Origin of the sequence: Oryzobacter faecalis, from assembly GCF_046764005.1 — a bacterium.
In the GTDB taxonomy this organism is placed as follows: domain Bacteria; phylum Actinomycetota; class Actinomycetes; order Actinomycetales; family Dermatophilaceae; genus Oryzobacter; species Oryzobacter faecalis.
The window spans coordinates 153,283-170,469 of the sequence record NZ_JBKOFW010000005.1; the positions used below are offsets into that span (position 1 = coordinate 153,283).

A 17,187-nucleotide genomic window follows, 5' to 3' on the forward strand; every position below is an offset into this window, starting at 1 on the left:
GTCACCCTAGGGTCGGGGGCGGGACCGGACCCCTGACGAGGAGGATGCACCCGTGGCCGAGCTCGACGACGTCCTGTCGCTGGCGTGGGAGGGCGGGCGCCCGCAGCCCGCAGTGGGGCCGGCCGTCGTGGGGTCGGTCGTCGTGGGTCGGGGCGAGCTCGACGAGGGCTGGCTCATCGGCCACGCGATCAACGGCGGCGTCCTCATGGCGCTCGGGACGCGGGCGGCCTCCGAGGTGCTCGCCGGTGCCCGGCACACCGACCCCCTGACGTGGGGGGCGCACTTCCTCTCGGCGGCCGTGGCCGGCCCGGTCGAGGTGCACGTCGAGCCGCTGCGGACGGGGCGGTCGGTCTCCACCGTGTCGGTCCGGGTGCTCCAGCCGGGCGGCGCCGGGAAGGGGCTGCTTGAGCGGGTGCGACTCGTCGGGACCTTCGGCGACCTCGGCCGCGCCGACCCGGTGCGCCGGGCGCCGTCCCCGCCCTCCGTCCCGGGTCCGGACGAGTGCCTTCCTGCGCGCCGCGACGCGGCCCACGCAGAGCGTGGGACCCCTCCCGTGGCGCGGTCGATCGTCATGCTCGACCGCCTCGACGTGCGGGTCGACCCCGCGACCGCCGGGTTCGCGGTGGGTCGCCCCAGCCGGCGCGGCGTCATCCGGGCGTGGCTGCGGATGGCCGACGGGCGCAAGCCCGACGCCGCGATGCTCCCGTACGCCGTCGACGCGCTGATGCCGGTGTCGTTCGACCTCGGTGTCCCGGGCTGGGCGCCGACCCTCGAGCTGACCGGTCAGGTGCTCGGACGGCCCGCGCCGGGGTGGCTGCTCGTCGAGCTGACGACCGACACCGTCGTCGGCGACCTCGTCGTGGAGGACGCCTGCGTCTGGGACTCGACCGGCCGCCTCGTCGCGCGCTCGCGGCAGCTGGCGTCGGTGCGCTTCCCCGCGGAGGACGCGGCCTCCGGTGGCGGGTCGGACGCTGGCTAGGCTCACGGCGTGAGTGGTGCGTCGTCCTCAGGTGGCTCCGTCGGTCCCGCCGTCGAGGCGGTGGCGCGGCTGGCCGAGCTGCCCGGCGTCCCCGAGCAGGTCGAGGCCGCCCGGGAGGCGTGCACGCGGCTGCGCTGGCACCAGGCGCTGCGCCGCCGGATCCCGGAGGCCGCGGCCGAGTCGCGCGTCCGCGGCGCTGCCGCGAGCGGTGAGCTCGAGGGCGCGTCCGTCCCGGTCGACGCCGTGCGCGACATCATGCGCGGCGCGGCGACGTGGTCGGTGTCGCCCGACCCGGTCGAGGTCGTCGTCCGCGGGGTCGTCGCCGCGACGGCGGAGACCGAGCGCCTGGCGCCCGTCGTCCTCTCCGCCCCCCTGCAGGCCTTGGCCCGGCTCCACGCGGCGGCGGCCTCCGGGCTCGTCGAGCCCGCGCTGCTCGGCAGGCCGCGGCTGTCCGGGGAGGACTGCCTCGAGCTGGCCGACCTCGGCGCCGCGCCCGACGGTGCGGAGGTCGCGGCGCGCCTGCGCGGGGTGGCCGACGTGCTGCTCGCCCTGCCGCGCCTGCCGGTCGTCGTGGCGGCGGCCGTCGTCCACGCCGAGCTGGCCACCGTCCGGCCGTTCGTCCGGGGCAACGCCGTCGTGGCCAGGGCCCTCGACCGGGCGATCGTGCAGGTGGGGGGCCTGGACCCCACCGGCGTGGCCGTGACCGAGGCCGGTCACGGGGCGGCGGGGGGTGGCGCGGCCTACCTCGGCGCGCTGGCGGCCTACGGACGGGGCGACGTCGCCGGTGTGGGCCTGTGGATCTCCCACTGCTGCACCGCGGTTCGCGCCGCGGCGGACGACGGCGAGCGCGTGGCGGACGCCGTGCTGGCCGGTCGGCTGTCCTGAGCAGGGCGTTCTCGCCAGCGGTTGCCGCGGGCCCGGGGCGGGAGTACAACAGAGGTGCGGAGGCCCTCGGGCCGACGCACGAGAACTACCGCGGAACGAACGGGTACCCACGCGCGGGCAGTCCACTGATGGACCGATCGTGATGGGCTCGTCCCAGTGCGATGACGGCATGGAGCACGCCTGGTCGCCCGGGAGGTCCGCGGCGGGACGACGCCCCCACCCGGGCTCGGGCGGGGGCGCCGTCGTGCCCGGTGACGGCCGTCGCCACCGGAGCCGCGGCGCCGACGCGGTCAGACGGTGGTCAAGCGTTAAACTTCGTGGCCCCAACCTTCGGATTCCATCGTCCTGAGGCATCGCTGAGAACGAATCGCGCAGCTCAAGGCCGGGGCTTGCGTCGACACCCCTCGATGGAGCACGATGAAGTCACTCGCTCCCCTTCGGGGTCGAGCGAACGGCGGACCGGCTTCTCCCCCCCGGAGCTCGGCTCGCCGACGGCCCCGGTTGTCCCCCCGACCGGGGCCGTCCCATGTCCGGACTCCGTCCGTCCTGGTCCGCCCCCGCGCACGGGGTCCCCGCCCCCGACCGGGGCCGTCCCATGTCCGGACTCGGGTTCCCGCAGGTCAGCGTGCTGCGGTGACGGCCGTCCACAGGCGGGGGCCGCGACCGGCGTCGTCCACAGAAGTCGAGGCGGCCTTCTCCGGGTCGGTCGGCCCGCCGAGGCTGGGCCCATGACGACGCCTCTCCTCCTCGCCGTGGTCGGGGCCTCCGGCGGCCTCGGCGCCAGCACGCTGGCCCTCGCCGTCGGACGGCGGCTGGCCGGGGCCCGCCCGCCGGTCGTCGTCGCCGACCTCGACCTCGCGCGCGGAGGCCTCGAGGTCACCGCGGGCGTCGAGCACCTCCCCGGACGCCGGTGGCACGACCTGCGCCAGGTCCGCGGCCGGGTCCCGGCCCGGCGGCTCGTCGGGTCGCTGCCGGGTGAGGAGGGCTGCCACGTCCTCTCCGCCCTCGGTGGCGCCCGCCCGGACGTCGACGGCGGCGTCGTCCTCGAGGTGGTCGACTCCCTCCTCGAGGGCGGCGCCTCGGTCATCGCCGACGTCCCGTCGTCCAGCCCCCACCTCGACGACGTGGTCGCGAGGGCCGGCGCCGTCGTCGTCCTCACCGCGCTGCGGGCCCGCGCCCTCGCCGATGCCGAGGCAACGGTCGAGCGGGTCGTCGCGGCGGCCGAGTGTTCCGGTGCGCGTCCCGTCCTCCACCTCGTGACGCGCGGGGCCCGGGCCGGCCCGGACGTCGTCGACGACGTCGTCACCCACCTCGGGGTCGCCCACCTGCACCACGTGCGCGACGACCCCGTCGTCGCACGCGACGGGGAGCGAGGGCTCTTCCCGGGGGTCGCCCGCGACGTCGTGCGCCGCTGTGCCGACGCCGTCGTGCTGGCGGCCCTCGACCCCGAGGCGGTCGCGTCGTGACGTCGTCGGCTGCCCGACCGGGGGTCGTCCTCCGCGCCATCCGCGCGGGAGCCGGCCCCACGCCGGCGGGCATCGCGCGGGTCGCGGCCGAGGAGGCGGGGCACCTCGGCGTGGCCCGGCAGGCCGGGACGGCGGCAGACCTCGAGGCCCGCCTCGTGGGTCTCGGGCCGCTCGCCGCGCTCGTCGCCGACCCGTCCGTCACCGACGTCCTCGTCAACGGCGACGGAGGGATCTGGGTCGACCGCGGGATCGGGGTCGAGCCGGCGGGGGCGCTGCCCGTCTCCGACGTCCGTCCGCTCGCGGTCCGTCTCGCAGGCCTCGCGGGGCGACGGCTCGACGACGCCCAGCCCTGGGTCGACGGCGTCCTCGCGGGAGGCGTCCGGCTCCACGCGGTGCTGCCCCCGGTGGCCGACGCCGGACCGCAGCTGAGTCTGCGCGTGGCCCGGCACCGGCCGGGCGGCGTCGACGGACTGGTCCGCCTGGGCGCGGCCGGTCCCCTCGTCGCGGCCGCCCTCCGGGGCCTGGTGGCGGCTCGCGCCTCCGTGGTCGTCACCGGGGGAACGGGCGCGGGCAAGACCACCGTGCTGGCGGCGCTCATCGCCCAGTGCCCGCCGGGCGAGCGGGTCGTCGTCGTCGAGGACGTCCGAGAGCTGGCCCCCGACCACCCACACGTCGTCCGGCTCCAGGGGCGGTCGGCGAACGTCGAGGGCCGCGGCGAGGTGTCGCTCGTCGACCTCGTCCGCCAGTCGCTGCGGATGCGGCCCGACCGCCTGGTCGTCGGAGAGGTCCGCGGCGCCGAGGTGCGCGAGCTCCTCGCGGCGCTCAACACCGGCCACGAGGGCGGGATGAGCACGGTGCACGCCAACGGTCCCGAGGAGGTGCCCGCCCGGTTCGAGGCCCTCGCAGCCCTCGCCGGGCTGTCGCGCAGGGCCACCCACGCCCAGCTGCGGCAGGCCCTCCACGCCGTCGTCCACGTCGAACGCACCGAGGGCGTGCGGCGCGTCGCCGGAGTCGGGGTCGTCGTGCCTGATCCCGTCGAGGCCGGACTCGTGGCGGTCGAGCCGGCCCTGTCGGTCGGTGCGGGAGGCGCCGAGGTCCGGCGGTCCGGCTGGCCGCGGCTCGTCGCTCTCGTCCCAGGGCTGCTGGACGCCGCGGGCGCTGCGGGGGAGCGGTGCTGACCGCCACGCTCCTTGCCCTGGCCGCGGTCCTCCTGTGGCCGGTCGCCGGGCCGTCCGTTCCGCCCTCCGGGTCCACCGGGGGAGAGGGGGCGCCACGAACGGGGGCAGAGGAGGGCCGGCGCCGAGGAGGGGGAGGGGACGGCGTGGAACGGGGAACCGGAGCCCTCTCGGCCCGTCGGCTCCGGTGCCGACGGGGGGCCGGGGCCCCGTCAACCCGTCGGCACCGGCGCGACGACGCGTGGGTCGCGGACGTCGCCGAGGTCGTGGCCGTCGGGCTCGACGCCGGGCTCGACCTGCCCCGCGCCGTCGCCGCGGCCGCGCGCTCACCGTCGGTCCGCGGGTCGGCGCCGTGGCTGGCAGGCCGGGTCCGCGAGGTGCTCCTGGCCGGAGGTGCGGTCTCGGCGTGCCTGGACCCTCCCGGGCGCACCCCGGCCGCGACGCAGGGCGACCTCGACCTGCTCGCCGCGTCCTGGCGCCTGGCCGAGGAGTCCGGCGCCCCGGCGGCCGTGGTCACCGCCGCGGCGGCCGAGGCGGTGCGCGAGCGGCGGGCCTCGCGGCAGCGCACAGCGGTGGTCGTCTCCGGTCCGCGGACGTCGATGTGGCTGCTCACCGCGCTGCCGGTCGCGGGTCCGCTCGGGGCCGCGCTCGTGGGGTTCGGACCGGCGCGGCTCTACGCGACACCCGGTGCCCGGGTGGCCGCGGTCGCGGGGCTGGTCCTCACCGGCCTCGGTTGGCTGTGGGCCCGGCGCCTGCTCTCGCGGGCCGGGCGCCAGGCGACCACGGGCTTGGCGCCGTTCGCCGAGCCCGGGCCCCCACCGGTGCCGGTGGCGCGGGGGTCCGGCCCGTGACGGCAGCCGCGGTCCTCCTCACCGCGCTCGCGGTCCTGGTCGCCCCCGGGCGTCGCGTCGTCGCTCCCGGGCGCCGCCGGGCACACCGACCCGGTGCCGGGCCGGCCGGCGTCGAGGAGGCTGCCGGCGCCCTTGCGCTCGTCGCGGCCACGCTGCGGGGAGGGTCCGGTGCGGTGGAGGCGCTCGAAGCGGTCGCGCGGGTCGTCCCCGGGCCGGCCGGTCGCGAGCTCGCCGTCGTGGCCGCCGCCCACCGGTGGGGCGAGACGCCGGAGGACGCCTGGGCGCACGTCGGGCCGGGGTGGGGCGCGGCGGCGGTCGCGTGGCACGCCGCGCACGACGCCGGGGCGGCTCCGGCCGGCCTGCTCGCCGCCGCCGCGCGCCGGATGCGCGAGGAGGAACGGCAACGACTCGAGGCAGCCGTCCAGCGCTCGGGCGTCCTCCTCGTCCTGCCGCTCGGCCTCTGCTTCCTCCCGGGGTTCGTCGCGACCACGGTCGCCCCCGTCGTCCTCCAGCTGGTCGGCAGCGTCCTCGCGACCTAACACCCCCGACACGAGTCGTCCACAGCCCCGTCGTGCGGAGGCCCCCGTCCACAGCTTTCCGGGGCCGCTCCCGCGGCCGCCCGGCGCGGACGACAGTGGTCGCAGAGGGCGCGACGGTCGCGTCACGAGAGGGGGTCTTCCGATGACGACGAGAACGGTGCGGAGGCTGCGCGGCATCGTCCGCCGGGTCCGGACGACGGGCGAGGAGGGGATGACGACCGCCGAGTACGCGGTCGGCACGCTGGCGGCGGTCGCGTTCGCCGCGCTGCTGCTGGCGATCGTCCGGTCCGGCCCGGTCAGGTCCGCCCTGTCGCAGGTCATCGTGGGCGCGCTGGGCTCCGGTTCGTGACGCTCCGACGGCCGGCGGGGTCACCGGGGCAGCGAGGGGAGGCGGGGGCGGCGACCGCGGAGCTCGCGGTCGCCCTCCCGGCCCTCGTCCTCGTGCTCGCGGTGGCCCTGGCGGCCGTCGACCTCGGGGTGGCCCACGTCCGCTGCGTCGACGCCGCACGTTCGGCAGCCCGCGCGCTCGCCCGCGGCGACGACGGGGCGGGCGCGCTCACCGAGGCCAGGAGGGCCGCCCCCTCCGGTTCCTCCGTCGAGTCCGCCCTCGCCGGGCCGCGGGTCACCGTGGTGGTCACGGCGCCCGTTCCGGCGCTGCTGCGCCCCCTCGGGATCGCACCACCGCGCGCGGTCGCCGTCGCCCGGCTCGAGAGCGCCCCATGACCCGGGGGACCGAAGGCGGCTCGGGATCGGTCCTCGTGGCCGGCGCGATGGCTGCGGTCGTCGTTCTCCTCACCGGTGCGCTCGTCCTCAGCGGAGTGGCCGCCGACGTGCACCGTGCCCGGTCAGCGGCGGACCTCGCGGCACTCGCGGCAGCGGCGCCCCTCGTCCTCGGCGGCGGGCCGGACTGCGGCGCGGGCCTGTCGGTCGCGGCGGCCAACGGGGCCACGCTCACCGGGTGCGCGGCCCCTGCGGGCGACGCGGTCGAGGTGTCGGTCGTCGTCCCCCTGCGCCGGCCCGCGCGCGCCCTGGGTTTCGAGGTCGCCGTGGCGAGGGCCCGGGCCGGGCTCGCGCCGCCGGGCGCCACGGCTCGGTCGTCGAGCCCTCGGCGGTCGAGCCGCACCGATCCGACGGGTCCGCGGCGGCCTGCGAGCGGACGGCGAGGACGGTCGCCGCCCGGTCGGTGGGGACGGTCAGTGCCCGGACGGTGGGGACGGTCGGTGCCCGGACGGCGGGGGCGGAGGGGGCGTCGAGCCGCTCGGGGCGATGGTCGGGGAGTCCTGACGGCTGTCGGCCGGGATGTCGCGGTGCTCCGCCGGTGCCGGTGCCGGTGGCTGCTGGCGCAGGGCGGCGGTCTCCTCCTCGCGACGGCGGCGTTCGTCCGCGAGCTCGCGGTCCCGGGCCGCCATCTGCTCCTTCATCCGCTGCTCGTCGGCGACCCGCCGCGCCTCGGCTGCCGCGGCGGCCTCCTTGGCCTCGACGCGCTTGCGCTTGCCGCGGCGGAGCCCGGCGCGCAGCAGGGCCCACCCCAGCCAGAACACCGTGATGACGACCATCCCGGTGACGAGCAGCGTCAGCGGCGGCAGGCTCAGCGTCCCGCCGAGGATCTCGATGTCGACCGTGTCGGTGAGCCGCGCGGTGCCGGCGAAGAGGAGCACCCCGGCCCCGGCGGCGAGGAGGACGAGGATCAGCCCGAGGAGCACCATGGTCCGGACCCTACCCGTGCCGTGCTTGCGCAGACCTGTCGCGGGCAGCCGCGCCGTACCGCACCGGGGCCCCGTGACGTCGCCCCGGGCTCAGCCGGTGGCAGGGGCCAGGGCCAGCTCGAGGACGGTCACCGCGCCCGCCTTGTCGAGGGGGTCGTTGCCGTTGCCGCACTTGGGCGACTGCACGCACGCGGGGCACCCCGTTGCGCACCCGCAGCCCAGGACGGCGTCACGCGTCGCACGGACCCAGGTCTCGAAGGCGGTGAACCCGCGCTCGGCGAAGCCCGCCCCGCCCGGGTAGCCGTCGAACACCATGACCGTCGGGAGGCCGGTGTCGGGGTGCAGGGCGGTCGAGACCCCACCGACGTCCCAGCGGTCGGAGGTGGCGACGAGGGGCAGCATCCCGATGGCAGCGTGCTCCGCCGCGTGGAGGGCGCCCGGCACTCGGGCCGGGTCGACCCCGGACGCCTCGAGCACCTCCTCCGGCACGGTCCACCACACCGCCCGGGTCGCCAGGGAGCGCTCGGGGAGGTCGAGGGGGTGGGTCCCGATCACCTCGCCCGAGGGCAGCCGCCGGATGAACCCCGTCACCTGCGTCGTGACCCGCACCGACCCGAAGGACACCTCGGCCCGGGCCCGCCGCACGCTGCGCTCGCGGTCGAGGATGTCGAACCGGCTCACGGACTGCGCGCTCGTCGACCACCCGGGGTCGCCCCGCACGACGTGGGCCGCCCGCGACTCGAGGTCGAGGTCGGTCACGACCCACGTGTCGCCCTGGTGCACGTGGACGGCGCCCGTGTGCGCCTGGCTGTGGGCGGCGGCCTCGTCGATGGTGCCGAGCACCCGCCCCGTGCGGGTCTCGACGACGGCGACGACGTCGTTGACACCGCGCAGCGAGATGTGGTCGGCCGGCCGGTCCTCGCGCGCCCAGAACCAGCCGGCGGGACGGCGCCGCAGGATCCCCTTCGTCACCAGGGCGTCGAGGAGGCGGCGGGCGTCCGGGCCGAACATCGACAGGTCCTGCTCGCCGACGGGCAGCTCGGCCGCCGCCGCCGCGAGGTGGGGCCCGAGGACGTGCGGGTTGAACGGGTCCATGACCGTGGTCTCGACCGGCGCCCCGAAGATCGCCTCCGGGTGGCGCACGAGGTAGGTGTCGAGCGGGTCGTCGGCCGCGACGAGCACCGCCAGCGACTCCTCGCCGGCCCGGCCGGCCCGACCTGCCTGCTGCCACAGGCTCGCGCGCCGCCCGGGCCACCCGGCCATGACCACGGCGTCGAGACCGCTGACGTCGATGCCCAGCTCGAGGGCGTTCGTCGCCGCGAGCCCGCGGACGTCCCCCGAGCGCAGTCGCCCCTCCAGCTCGCGGCGGTCCTGCGGGAGGTAGCCGCCGCGGTAGGCCGCGATCCCCCCGGCCCCGGTCGGGTCGTCGAGCTCCACCCGGCGCCGGGCGCTGGTCGCCAGGGCCTCGGCGCCGGCCCTGCTGCGCGCGAAGGCCACCGTCTGGACCCCGTCGAGGACGAGGCCGGCGAGGATCTCGGCCGCCTCGGTCGTCGCGGACCGCCGCGACCCCTCCTCGTCCGCGCTCGGCTCCCAGAGGGCGAACGTCATCGCCCCCCGCGGCGAGCCGTCCTCGGTGACGGCCGCCACCGGCATCCCGACGAGGGCCGAGGCGTGGGCGGCGGGGTCGCTGACCGTGGCGGAGGCGAGGACGAACGTCGGCGAGGAGCCGTAGCGGGCCGCCACCCGGCGCAGCCTGCGCAGCACCGACGCGACGTGCGACCCGAAGACCCCGCGGTAGACGTGGCACTCGTCGACGACGACGTGGGTGAGGGCGCGCAGGAAGCGCGACCACCGCTCGTGGCCCGGCAGCAGGGAGTGGTGGAGCAGGTCGGGGTTGGTGAGGACGACGTTGGCGTGCTCGCGCACCCACCGCCTCTCGTCCGGCGGGGTGTCGCCGTCGTAGGTCGCGGCACGCACCCCGGGCACGGCGAGGGCCTCGATGCGCGCGAGCTGGTCGGCCGCGAGCGCCTTCGTCGGCGAGAGGTAGAGCGCCGTCGCGCCCCGCCGGCCAGGGGTGGCCGCGCCCTCGGCGGCCGCCGAGAGCATCGGCACGAGGTAGCCCAGGCTCTTCCCCGAGGCCGTGCCGGTGGCCAGCACGACGTGCCGACCGGCGAGGGCGAGGTCCATCGCCGACCGCTGGTGCGACCACGGACGCTCGATCCCCCCGGCGAGCAGGGCGGACAGCACGACGGGCGCCACCTCGGCCGGCCACTGCGCCAGGCGGGCCTCGCGAGCCGGGAGGCGCTCGACGTGCAGCAGCCGGTCGCCTCGTCCCTGAGATGTCAGCACCGCGAGGTGCTGGGCAGGAGAGGACACGACGGTTACGGTAATCCTCGTCCCCGACATCACGTCGGGGACACCGACCTGCAGTGCTCGAGAGGAAGCCGCGCCCGTGGAGCTGTCCGTCACCACGTCCCGCCAGGACGACGTCACCATCGTGTCCGTCGCCGGCGAGGTCGACGTGTACACCGCGGCGCAGCTGCGCGCCGCCCTCGACGACGAGGTCGCGGCCGAGCACGTGCAGCTCGTCGTCGACCTCGACGAGGTCACCTTCCTCGACAGCACCGGCCTCGGCGTCCTCGTCGGCCGCCTCAAGCTCGTCCGCAACCAGTCCGGCTGGCTGCGCCTCGTCTGCTCCAACGAGCGGATCCTGCGGGTCTTCCGCATCACCGGCCTCGACAAGGTCTTCGGCATCCACGCCTCCGTCGACGAGGCGCTCGCCGCCTGACCGCCGCCGTCGCGCCCCGATGAGGCGCCGCCGGGCCCGTCACCTGCTCACGGCCGCGCGCCCTTCCCCGTTCGCGCCGGCCCATGCACGGGCCCCGGCGTGACCTGCGCCACGCCGGTCCGGGTGGAGCGGCCCCCTCACCCGCCGGGTACAGTGCGCGCGGGCGTCCCTGCCCGTCGGCGTGCTCGCGCCCGGGGACGCGACAAGCACCCGTCAAGGAGGATGGAATGGCACCCCACGCCCTGGCTTCGGCCGAGTCGGGCCCTGCCCTCGGCCTCTCCGGCACGAACACCACGTACGTCGTCACCATCGCGGTCATCGCGATCGTGGCGCTCGTCATGGGCTTCGTGTTCCGGAGGCAGGTCCTGGCCGCGGACACCGGCACCGACAACATGCGCTCGATCGGCGCGGCCGTCGAGGAGGGCGCGCAGGCCTACCTGCGCCGCCAGTTCCGCACCCTGGCCGTCTTCGTCGTGCTCGTGCCGCTCCTCCTGCTGCTCCTCCCGCCGGACGACTGGGCGATCAAGGCGGGGCGCTCGATCTTCTTCGTCGTGGGCGCGCTGTTCTCCGCCGCCATCGGCTACCTCGGCATGAGCCTGGCCGTGAAGGCCAACGTCCGTGTCGCCGCGGCGGCCCGCGGCGAGAACGGGCGCGACGTCGGCGTGCGGATCGCCTTCCGCACCGGCGGTGTCGTCGGGATGGCGACCGTCGGCCTCGGCCTCCTCGGCGCCGCGATCGTCGTCCTCCTCTACAAGGGCGACGCACCCAAGGTCCTCGAGGGCTTCGGCTTCGGCGCCGCGCTCCTCGCGATGTTCATGCGGGTCGGCGGTGGCATCTTCACCAAGGCCGCCGACGTCGGCGCCGACCTCGTCGGCAAGGTCGAGGCCGGCATCCCCGAGGACGACCCGCGCAACGCGGCCACCATCGCCGACAACGTCGGCGACAACGTCGGCGACTGCGCGGGCATGGCCGCCGACCTCTTCGAGTCCTACGCCGTCACCCTCGTCGCCGCGCTCATCCTCGGCTCGGTGGCCTTCGGCGAGTACGGCCTGGTCTTCCCGCTCATCGTCCCCGCGATCGGTGCGGTCACCGCCCTCCTCGGCGTCTACATCACCAAGGCCCGCCCGGGCGAGAACGCGCTGAGCGCCATCAACCGGGGCTTCTACATCGCCGCCGCCATCTCGGCCGTGCTGTCGGCCGCCGCCGCGTACGTGTACCTGCCGGCCACGTACGCCGAGCTCGGCAGCAGCAACGAGCAGATCAACGCCCTCACCGGCGACCCCCGCCGTGCCGCCGTCCTCGCCGTCGTCATCGGCATCGTCCTCGCCGGCGTCATCCTCTGGCTGACCGGGCACTTCACGGGCACCGACAAGCGCCCGACGAAGGACGTCGCCCGCACCTCGCTCACCGGCCCCGCGACCGTCATCCTCTCGGGCATCGGCGTCGGCCTCGAGTCGGCCGTCTACACCGCCGCGATCATCGGTGGCGCGGTCTACCTCACCTACCTTCTCGGTGGCGGTGCCGTGGCGCTGTCCCTGTTCCTCGTCGCGCTCGCCGGCTGCGGCCTGCTGACGACCGTCGGCGTCATCGTCGCCATGGACACCTTCGGCCCGGTCTCGGACAACGCGCAGGGCATCGCCGAGATGTCGGGCGACGTCGACGGCGAGGGCGCGCAGATCCTCACCGAGCTCGACGCCGTGGGGAACACGACGAAGGCCATCACCAAGGGCATCGCCATCGCGACGGCCGTCCTCGCCGCGACCGCACTGTTCGGCTCGTACACCGACGCCTGGCAGAGCGCCGTCAACGAGATCGACGCGAGCGCCCTCGACGAGGAGCAGATCCAGGCCGCCCAGCAGTGGATCCAGTCCGCCCAGGGCCTCATCACCGCGCCGAACACCCTCGTCGGCGTCATCCTCGGTGCGGCCGTGGTGTTCCTCTTCTCGGGGCTGGCCATCAACGCGGTGACTCGCGCGGCCGGCGCCATCGTCTTCGAGGTCCGCCGTCAGTTCCGCGAGCACCCCGGGATCATGGACTACACCGAGAAGCCCGAGTACGGCCGCGTCGTCGACATCTGCACCCGTGACTCGCTCCGTGAGCTGGCCACCCCTGGTCTGCTCGCCGCCCTGATGCCCGTGGCCGTCGGCTTCGGTCTCGGCATCGGCCCGCTGGCCGGGTTCCTCGGTGGCGCGATCGGTGCCGGTGCGCTGATGGCGGTGTTCCTCGCCAACTCCGGTGGGTCGTGGGACAACGCGAAGAAGATCGTCGAGGACGGCCACCACGGCGGCAAGGGCTCCGAGGCCCACGCCGCGACCGTCATCGGCGACACCGTCGGCGACCCGTTCAAGGACACCGCCGGTCCCGCGATCAACCCGCTCATCAAGGTCATGAACCTCGTGTCGGTGCTCATCGCCCCGGCGATCGTGGCCCTGTCGATCGGCGAGGGCGAGAGCGCGCCGATCCGCTACGGCATCGCCGGGGTCGCGATCGTCATCGTCGTCGCGGCGGTCGCGTACTCCAAGAGCAAGGACCTCGCGATCGGCGGCGACACCGACCCCGACGCGGCGCCCGCCGAGAAGCCGCACCCCGTGCAGGTCTGAGCGCCGCGCGCGAGTCGCACCGAGGGGCCGGGTTCCGACGGGGAACCCGGCCCCTCGGCCGTCGCGGCGCGGACCAATAGGCTCGTCCCCGATGACCGCCTCCACGCCCCGCGTCGACCCCGACCTCGTTCGCGCCCTGCGCGCCGACCTCGTGGCGTCCGGCTTCACCGTCGCCGGCGTCCGCGACCTGCTCGGCCCCATGGCGTCCGCCGCCCTGGACCGCGACCAGTCGCTCCCGGCGCAGCGCGTCACCGCGTCCTCGGCCAGCCCGTGCGCGACCCTCGTGCGGCTGTTCACCCTCGGTGACCCGGTCGACCTCGCCGAGGTCGCGGCGGCCCTGCCCACCCTCGGCGTCGACGGCGCCCGCGCCCTCGACCTCGTCGTGCCCGAGGGCGACGGTGTCGTCGCCCGCTGCGACCTGCGCCCCCACGCCGCCGACGGTCGCGACTGGTGGGTCGCCTCCGACCTCGGTGAGCTCGCGACCGGCGGACCGCTGCGCGAGGACCACGTCCTCGGCATCGGCGGCGCCAGCGCGACCCTCGCCGCGTGGACGCCCCGCCCGCACGTCGAGCGGGCCCTCGACGTCGGGACGGGCTGCGGGGTCCAGGCGCTGCACCTCGAGGCCCACGCCGACGAGGTGGTCGTCACCGACCTGTCCGAGCGCGCCCTCGCCTACGCGCGGTTCAACGCCGCCCTCGACGAGGCCGAGTGGGACGTGCGCGCCGGGTCGATGCTCGAGCCGGTCGCGGGCGAGCGGTTCGGCCTCGTCGTCAGCAACCCGCCCTTCGTCATCACGCCCCGCTCGGGGGAGGTGCCGCTGTTCGAGTACCGCGACGGTGGCGCCGCCGGCGACACGGTCGTCCGCGACCTCGTGCGCGGGGTCGGCGAGCACCTCGAGCCGGGGGGCATCGCCCAGTTCCTCGGCAACTGGGAGGTCCCGCGCGGCACGACGTGGACCGACCGGCTCCGGGGCTGGCTCGACGGCACCGGTCTCGACGCGTGGGTCGTCCAGCGCGAGGTGCAGGACCCCGCCGAGTACGCCGAGACGTGGGCCCGCGACGGCGGACACCATTCCGGCACAGCCGACTTCAACACGATGTACGCCGCGTGGCTCGACGACTTCGCCGCCCGCGACATCGAGTCGATCGGGTTCGGCGTCGTGACCCTCCAGCGCCCGCGCACCGACCGCGACCTCTTCGTCGACCTGATGGAGGTCACCGGTCCCGTCGCGGCCCCGATGGGTCCCACCGTCCTCGCCGGTCTCGACGCCCGGTCCTGGCTCGCGGAGTCCGACGACTCGGTGCTCCTCGACACCGCCTGGCGGTGTGCCCCCGACGTCCACGAGGAGCGGCACACGATGCCCGGTGCCGCCGACCCGAGCGTCATCCTGCTGCGCCAGGGCGGCGGCCTGCGGCGGCAGCTGACGCTCACGACGGTGACCGCAGCGTTCGCCTCGGTCTGCGACGGCGAGCTCGCGGCCGGTGTCGCCGCCGGCGCCATCGCGGGCCTGCTGGGCGTCGCGACCGAGGAGGTCCGCGCCGAGGTCGTCGGCTTCCTGCGGGACGCCGTCAAGGACGGTCTGCTCCTTCGCTGAGAGAACCGTGAGGGCGTCCCATCCGGACGCCCTGCCGCTCCGAACCGTCGGCATGGGTCGCAGCAGGCCGACCCCGCCGAAAGGGTTGCCGGACATGCGCACACGAGTCATCGCCACCGTCGTCGGAGTCGTCGGAGCGGGGGCCCTCGTGGCCGCACCCGCGTTCGCCGGCCACACGAACACCCTCCTCGAGGCCGACCTCACCGGTCGCGCCCAGGTCGCCGCCGACGGGTCGAGGGGCCTCTCGGGTGACCCGAACGGACGGGGGAGCGTCTACGTCTTCGGCATCGACGGCGACCCCACGACGCTCTGCTACGTCCTCGAGGTCGACAAGATCGCCGAGACGGAGCAGGCGCCCGGCAACGGCCGGGCAGCCCACATCCACCTCGGTACCGCGGGCACGAACGGGCCGGTCGAGGTCAACCTCGCGTGGCCGCAGGACGGCCAGGCCGCCGACTGCCTGACCGAGGGCGAGGCGGGCAAGGGCCTGGATGCCGGTGAGGTGCAGCGGATCCTCGCCAACCCGAGCGACTACTACGTCAACGTCCACAACACCGAGTACCCGGACGGCGCCGTCCGCGGGCAGCTGGAGGCGGACCACGACCACTGACCGGTGGGTGCGGGAGCGGGGCGGCAATCAGGGGCCGCCCCGCTCCTCGTGCGTGCTGCGGCACTGAACGAACCCTGAGGGAGACGCCGGACCAGATGGCCGTTCGGGATGAAGCCTCCTCGTGGTGGGGCCATGATGGGTCCATCGCCTGCAGGGAGGCTGATGAGTACCCGGCGGCATCGTGCCGCCCGACACGAGGAGAGATCGTCATGACGAAGCATCCCCGCAAGGCCTGGGCCGTCACCGGAGCGCTCGGTGCGCTCGCCGTGGCCGGCGCAGTCGCGACCGCAGGCGCCGCGAACGCCGACGAGGCCGAGCGCCGCGCCGCGTCCGTGGCCGCGGCGTCGCAGGCCGACCCGTCCCTGGTGCCCGCGGCCGACAACGCGCGTGAGGGCCTGTCGACCGCCGCGGCGGCGGTGGCCGCGGACTCCACGCCGTCGACCGCGACGGCCGCCTCCGCGGTCACGCCCGCCTCCCCGGCGTCGGCGGCCACTCCCGCCTCGGCGCCGTCGGCTCCCTCCGCCGCGTCGCCGGTGTCGCCGGCGAGCCCGGTCTCGGCCGAGAGCCCGGCCTCGGCGCCCAGCGCGGACTCCCCGCCGAGCCCGGTCTCCGCCGCGAGCCCGGCCTCCCCGGCGAGCCCCGCGTCGGCGCCCAGCGCCGACTGAACCGGCCCCTTCCGGCCGGCCCGGTGGCCTCGTCCGCCCCTCCCCGCCGCGTCGCGGCGGACCCGGCGGGCGAGGCCGCGGTGCTGGCCCTGCTCACCGGACCCGACGCCGCCGACGTGCTCGAGGCCGTCCTCGCGACGGCCGGGGGAGCCCGGGCCCGCCACGAGGTCCACCGCGTCGAGCACCGCCCGGGCGACGGCGTCACCGTCGGCTACCGGGTGTGGGTCAGGGCGGCAGGGGTCCCCGACGCAGCCGCTGAGGTCGCGGCACCCGCCTCGGCGCCGACCCCGACGTCCGATGCGGTACCGACGGCGGAGGAGTACGTCCTCGTCAGCTCCACGGCGGGCCGGGACGTCCCCGACGACGCCCCCGGAGTGGCCCGGCTGGAGGGCCCGTCCGGTCGCCTCGTCGCCTGGCGGCACCCGGACGACCCCGCGATCCCGGCCCTCGGTGCCGGGTGCGACCCCACCCGGCTCGAGGACGTCCTCCCCGGGGCCGGGCCGGTCACCGCGCTCGAGCTCGTCGGCTACCGGCCGCTGCGGCGCGCGGTCCTCCGCGCGGAGCGAGCGGGCCGGACGCACTGGGTGAAGGTGCTGCGCCCCGGGGCGGGGCCCGGTCGTGCGCTCGACGTCGTCGACCGACACGAGCGGTTGCGCGACGCGGGCCTGCCGGTCCCGCGGGTGCTCGCCTCGACCTCCGACGGCCTCGTCGTCCTCGAGCACCTCCACGGCACCCCGCTCCTCGCCGCGATCGGTGAGGACGACGCGCAGGGCTTCGGTGCCCTCGACGCCGCCGCCCTCCTCGACCGCCTGCCCGCGGACGCCGTCCGGCTCCCGCGGCGGCCGGCATGGGCCGACCGGGTCGACCTCTACGCCGCCGCGCTGGCGGCCGCCGACGGGACCCGCACCTCGAACGGCGCGACCTCCCGGGCAGCCCACCTCGCCCGCGTGGTGCGCGAGCGGTCCGAGCGCCTCGACCTCGGGCCCGTGGTGCCGACGCACGGCGACCTCCACGCCGCCCAGCTCATGGTCGAGCGGGCCGACGACCGCTGGGTCGTGAACGGCCTGCTCGACGTCGACACGGTCGGCCCCGGTCACCGGGTCGACGACCTCGCCTGCCTCGTGGCGCACGCGGTGGCGATGGGCGAGCCGGGCGCCCGCGTGGCCGCCCGCTGGGAGGACGAGGCCGCCACGCTCACCGACCCGCACGCCCTCGCGGTGCGGACGGCCGGCGTCCTGCTCTCCCTCGCGGCCGGTGCCCTGCACGGACACGGACCGACGGGGGTGGACGAGCTCCTCGACGCCGCCGAGGCGCGCCTCACCCGCTGAT

At 76.5% G+C, this 17,187-nt stretch carries 16 protein-coding genes and 1 pseudogene; 15 read left to right on the forward strand and 2 right to left on the reverse strand.

Annotated elements, in window-relative coordinates; genetic code table 11:
• Window positions 1-52 precede the first annotated feature (52 nt).
• From ACK8HX_RS11410 to ACK8HX_RS11450, 9 genes and pseudogenes are all read left to right on the forward strand, one after another.
• A complete protein-coding gene (locus tag ACK8HX_RS11410; RefSeq protein WP_411940820.1) occupies window positions 53-979 on the forward strand; it encodes a thioesterase family protein in 927 nt (308 codons plus the stop codon).
• Window positions 980-988: 9 nt separating this feature from the next.
• A complete protein-coding gene (locus ACK8HX_RS11415; RefSeq protein WP_411940821.1) occupies window positions 989-1,864 on the forward strand; it encodes a hypothetical protein in 876 nt (291 codons plus the stop codon).
• A gap of 728 nt (window positions 1,865-2,592) precedes the next feature.
• Window positions 2,593-3,330, forward strand: coding sequence for a CpaE-like family protein (locus ACK8HX_RS11420; RefSeq protein ID WP_411940822.1), 738 nt, complete (start codon window positions 2,593-2,595; stop codon window positions 3,328-3,330).
• Window positions 3,327-4,508 (forward strand): TadA family conjugal transfer-associated ATPase, encoded by a 1,182-nt coding sequence (locus ACK8HX_RS11425; RefSeq protein ID WP_411940823.1) that lies wholly within the window; start codon window positions 3,327-3,329, stop codon window positions 4,506-4,508. Before ACK8HX_RS11420 ends, ACK8HX_RS11425 begins: the two co-directional genes overlap by 4 nt.
• 143 nt (window positions 4,509-4,651) lie before the next feature.
• Entirely contained in the window at window positions 4,652-5,356 is a 705-nt protein-coding gene (locus tag ACK8HX_RS11430) for a type II secretion system F family protein (RefSeq protein ID WP_411940824.1), read from the forward strand.
• Window positions 5,353-5,895 (forward strand): type II secretion system F family protein, encoded by a 543-nt coding sequence (locus tag ACK8HX_RS11435; RefSeq protein ID WP_411940825.1) that lies wholly within the window; start codon window positions 5,353-5,355, stop codon window positions 5,893-5,895. The genes ACK8HX_RS11430 and ACK8HX_RS11435 overlap by 4 nt, the downstream gene beginning before the upstream one ends.
• 142 nt (window positions 5,896-6,037) lie before the next feature.
• Complete coding sequence (locus ACK8HX_RS11440; protein WP_411940826.1) at window positions 6,038-6,244, forward strand: DUF4244 domain-containing protein; 207 nt, start codon at window positions 6,038-6,040, stop codon at window positions 6,242-6,244.
• Window positions 6,241-6,618 carry a TadE family type IV pilus minor pilin gene (locus tag ACK8HX_RS11445; protein ID WP_411940827.1) on the forward strand — a complete coding sequence of 126 codons (378 nt, stop codon included), beginning with the start codon at window positions 6,241-6,243 and terminating at the stop codon, window positions 6,616-6,618. Before ACK8HX_RS11440 ends, ACK8HX_RS11445 begins: the two co-directional genes overlap by 4 nt.
• A pseudogene (locus ACK8HX_RS11450) lies at window positions 6,615-6,950 on the forward strand (Rv3654c family TadE-like protein); the annotation flags it as partial. The gene ACK8HX_RS11445 and the pseudogene ACK8HX_RS11450, both read left to right, overlap by 4 nt.
• A 138-nt stretch (window positions 6,951-7,088) precedes the next feature.
• Here ACK8HX_RS11450 and ACK8HX_RS11455 read toward each other — a convergent pair.
• Window positions 7,089-7,601 carry a hypothetical protein gene (locus ACK8HX_RS11455; protein WP_411940828.1) on the reverse strand — a complete coding sequence of 171 codons (513 nt, stop codon included), beginning with the start codon at window positions 7,599-7,601 and terminating at the stop codon, window positions 7,089-7,091.
• Between the two features lie 90 nt (window positions 7,602-7,691).
• Window positions 7,692-10,007, reverse strand: coding sequence for a DEAD/DEAH box helicase (locus ACK8HX_RS11460; RefSeq protein ID WP_411940829.1), 2,316 nt, complete (start codon window positions 10,005-10,007; stop codon window positions 7,692-7,694).
• 46 nt (window positions 10,008-10,053) lie between these two features.
• Here ACK8HX_RS11460 and ACK8HX_RS11465 point away from each other — a divergent pair, with 46 nt between their 5' ends.
• The 6 genes from ACK8HX_RS11465 (at window position 10,054) to ACK8HX_RS11490 (ending at window position 17,186) form a co-directional block, all read left to right on the forward strand.
• Window positions 10,054-10,389, forward strand: a complete 336-nt coding sequence (locus tag ACK8HX_RS11465; protein ID WP_411940830.1) for an STAS domain-containing protein — start codon at window positions 10,054-10,056, stop codon at window positions 10,387-10,389.
• 227 nt (window positions 10,390-10,616) lie between these two features.
• On the forward strand, window positions 10,617-12,989 hold the full coding sequence (locus tag ACK8HX_RS11470) for a sodium-translocating pyrophosphatase (RefSeq protein WP_411940831.1): 2,373 nt from the start codon (window positions 10,617-10,619) through the stop codon (window positions 12,987-12,989).
• A 91-nt stretch (window positions 12,990-13,080) separates the two neighbouring features.
• Entirely contained in the window at window positions 13,081-14,583 is a 1,503-nt protein-coding gene (locus ACK8HX_RS11475; protein ID WP_411940832.1) for a DUF7059 domain-containing protein, read from the forward strand.
• A gap of 94 nt (window positions 14,584-14,677) precedes the next feature.
• A complete protein-coding gene (locus ACK8HX_RS11480) occupies window positions 14,678-15,193 on the forward strand; it encodes a CHRD domain-containing protein (protein WP_411940833.1) in 516 nt (171 codons plus the stop codon).
• A gap of 209 nt (window positions 15,194-15,402) precedes the next feature.
• Window positions 15,403-15,858 (forward strand): hypothetical protein, encoded by a 456-nt coding sequence (locus ACK8HX_RS11485; protein ID WP_411940834.1) that lies wholly within the window; start codon window positions 15,403-15,405, stop codon window positions 15,856-15,858.
• A 23-nt stretch (window positions 15,859-15,881) separates the two neighbouring features.
• Complete coding sequence (locus ACK8HX_RS11490) at window positions 15,882-17,186, forward strand: aminoglycoside phosphotransferase family protein (protein WP_411940835.1); 1,305 nt, start codon at window positions 15,882-15,884, stop codon at window positions 17,184-17,186.
• Window position 17,187 lies beyond the last annotated feature (1 nt).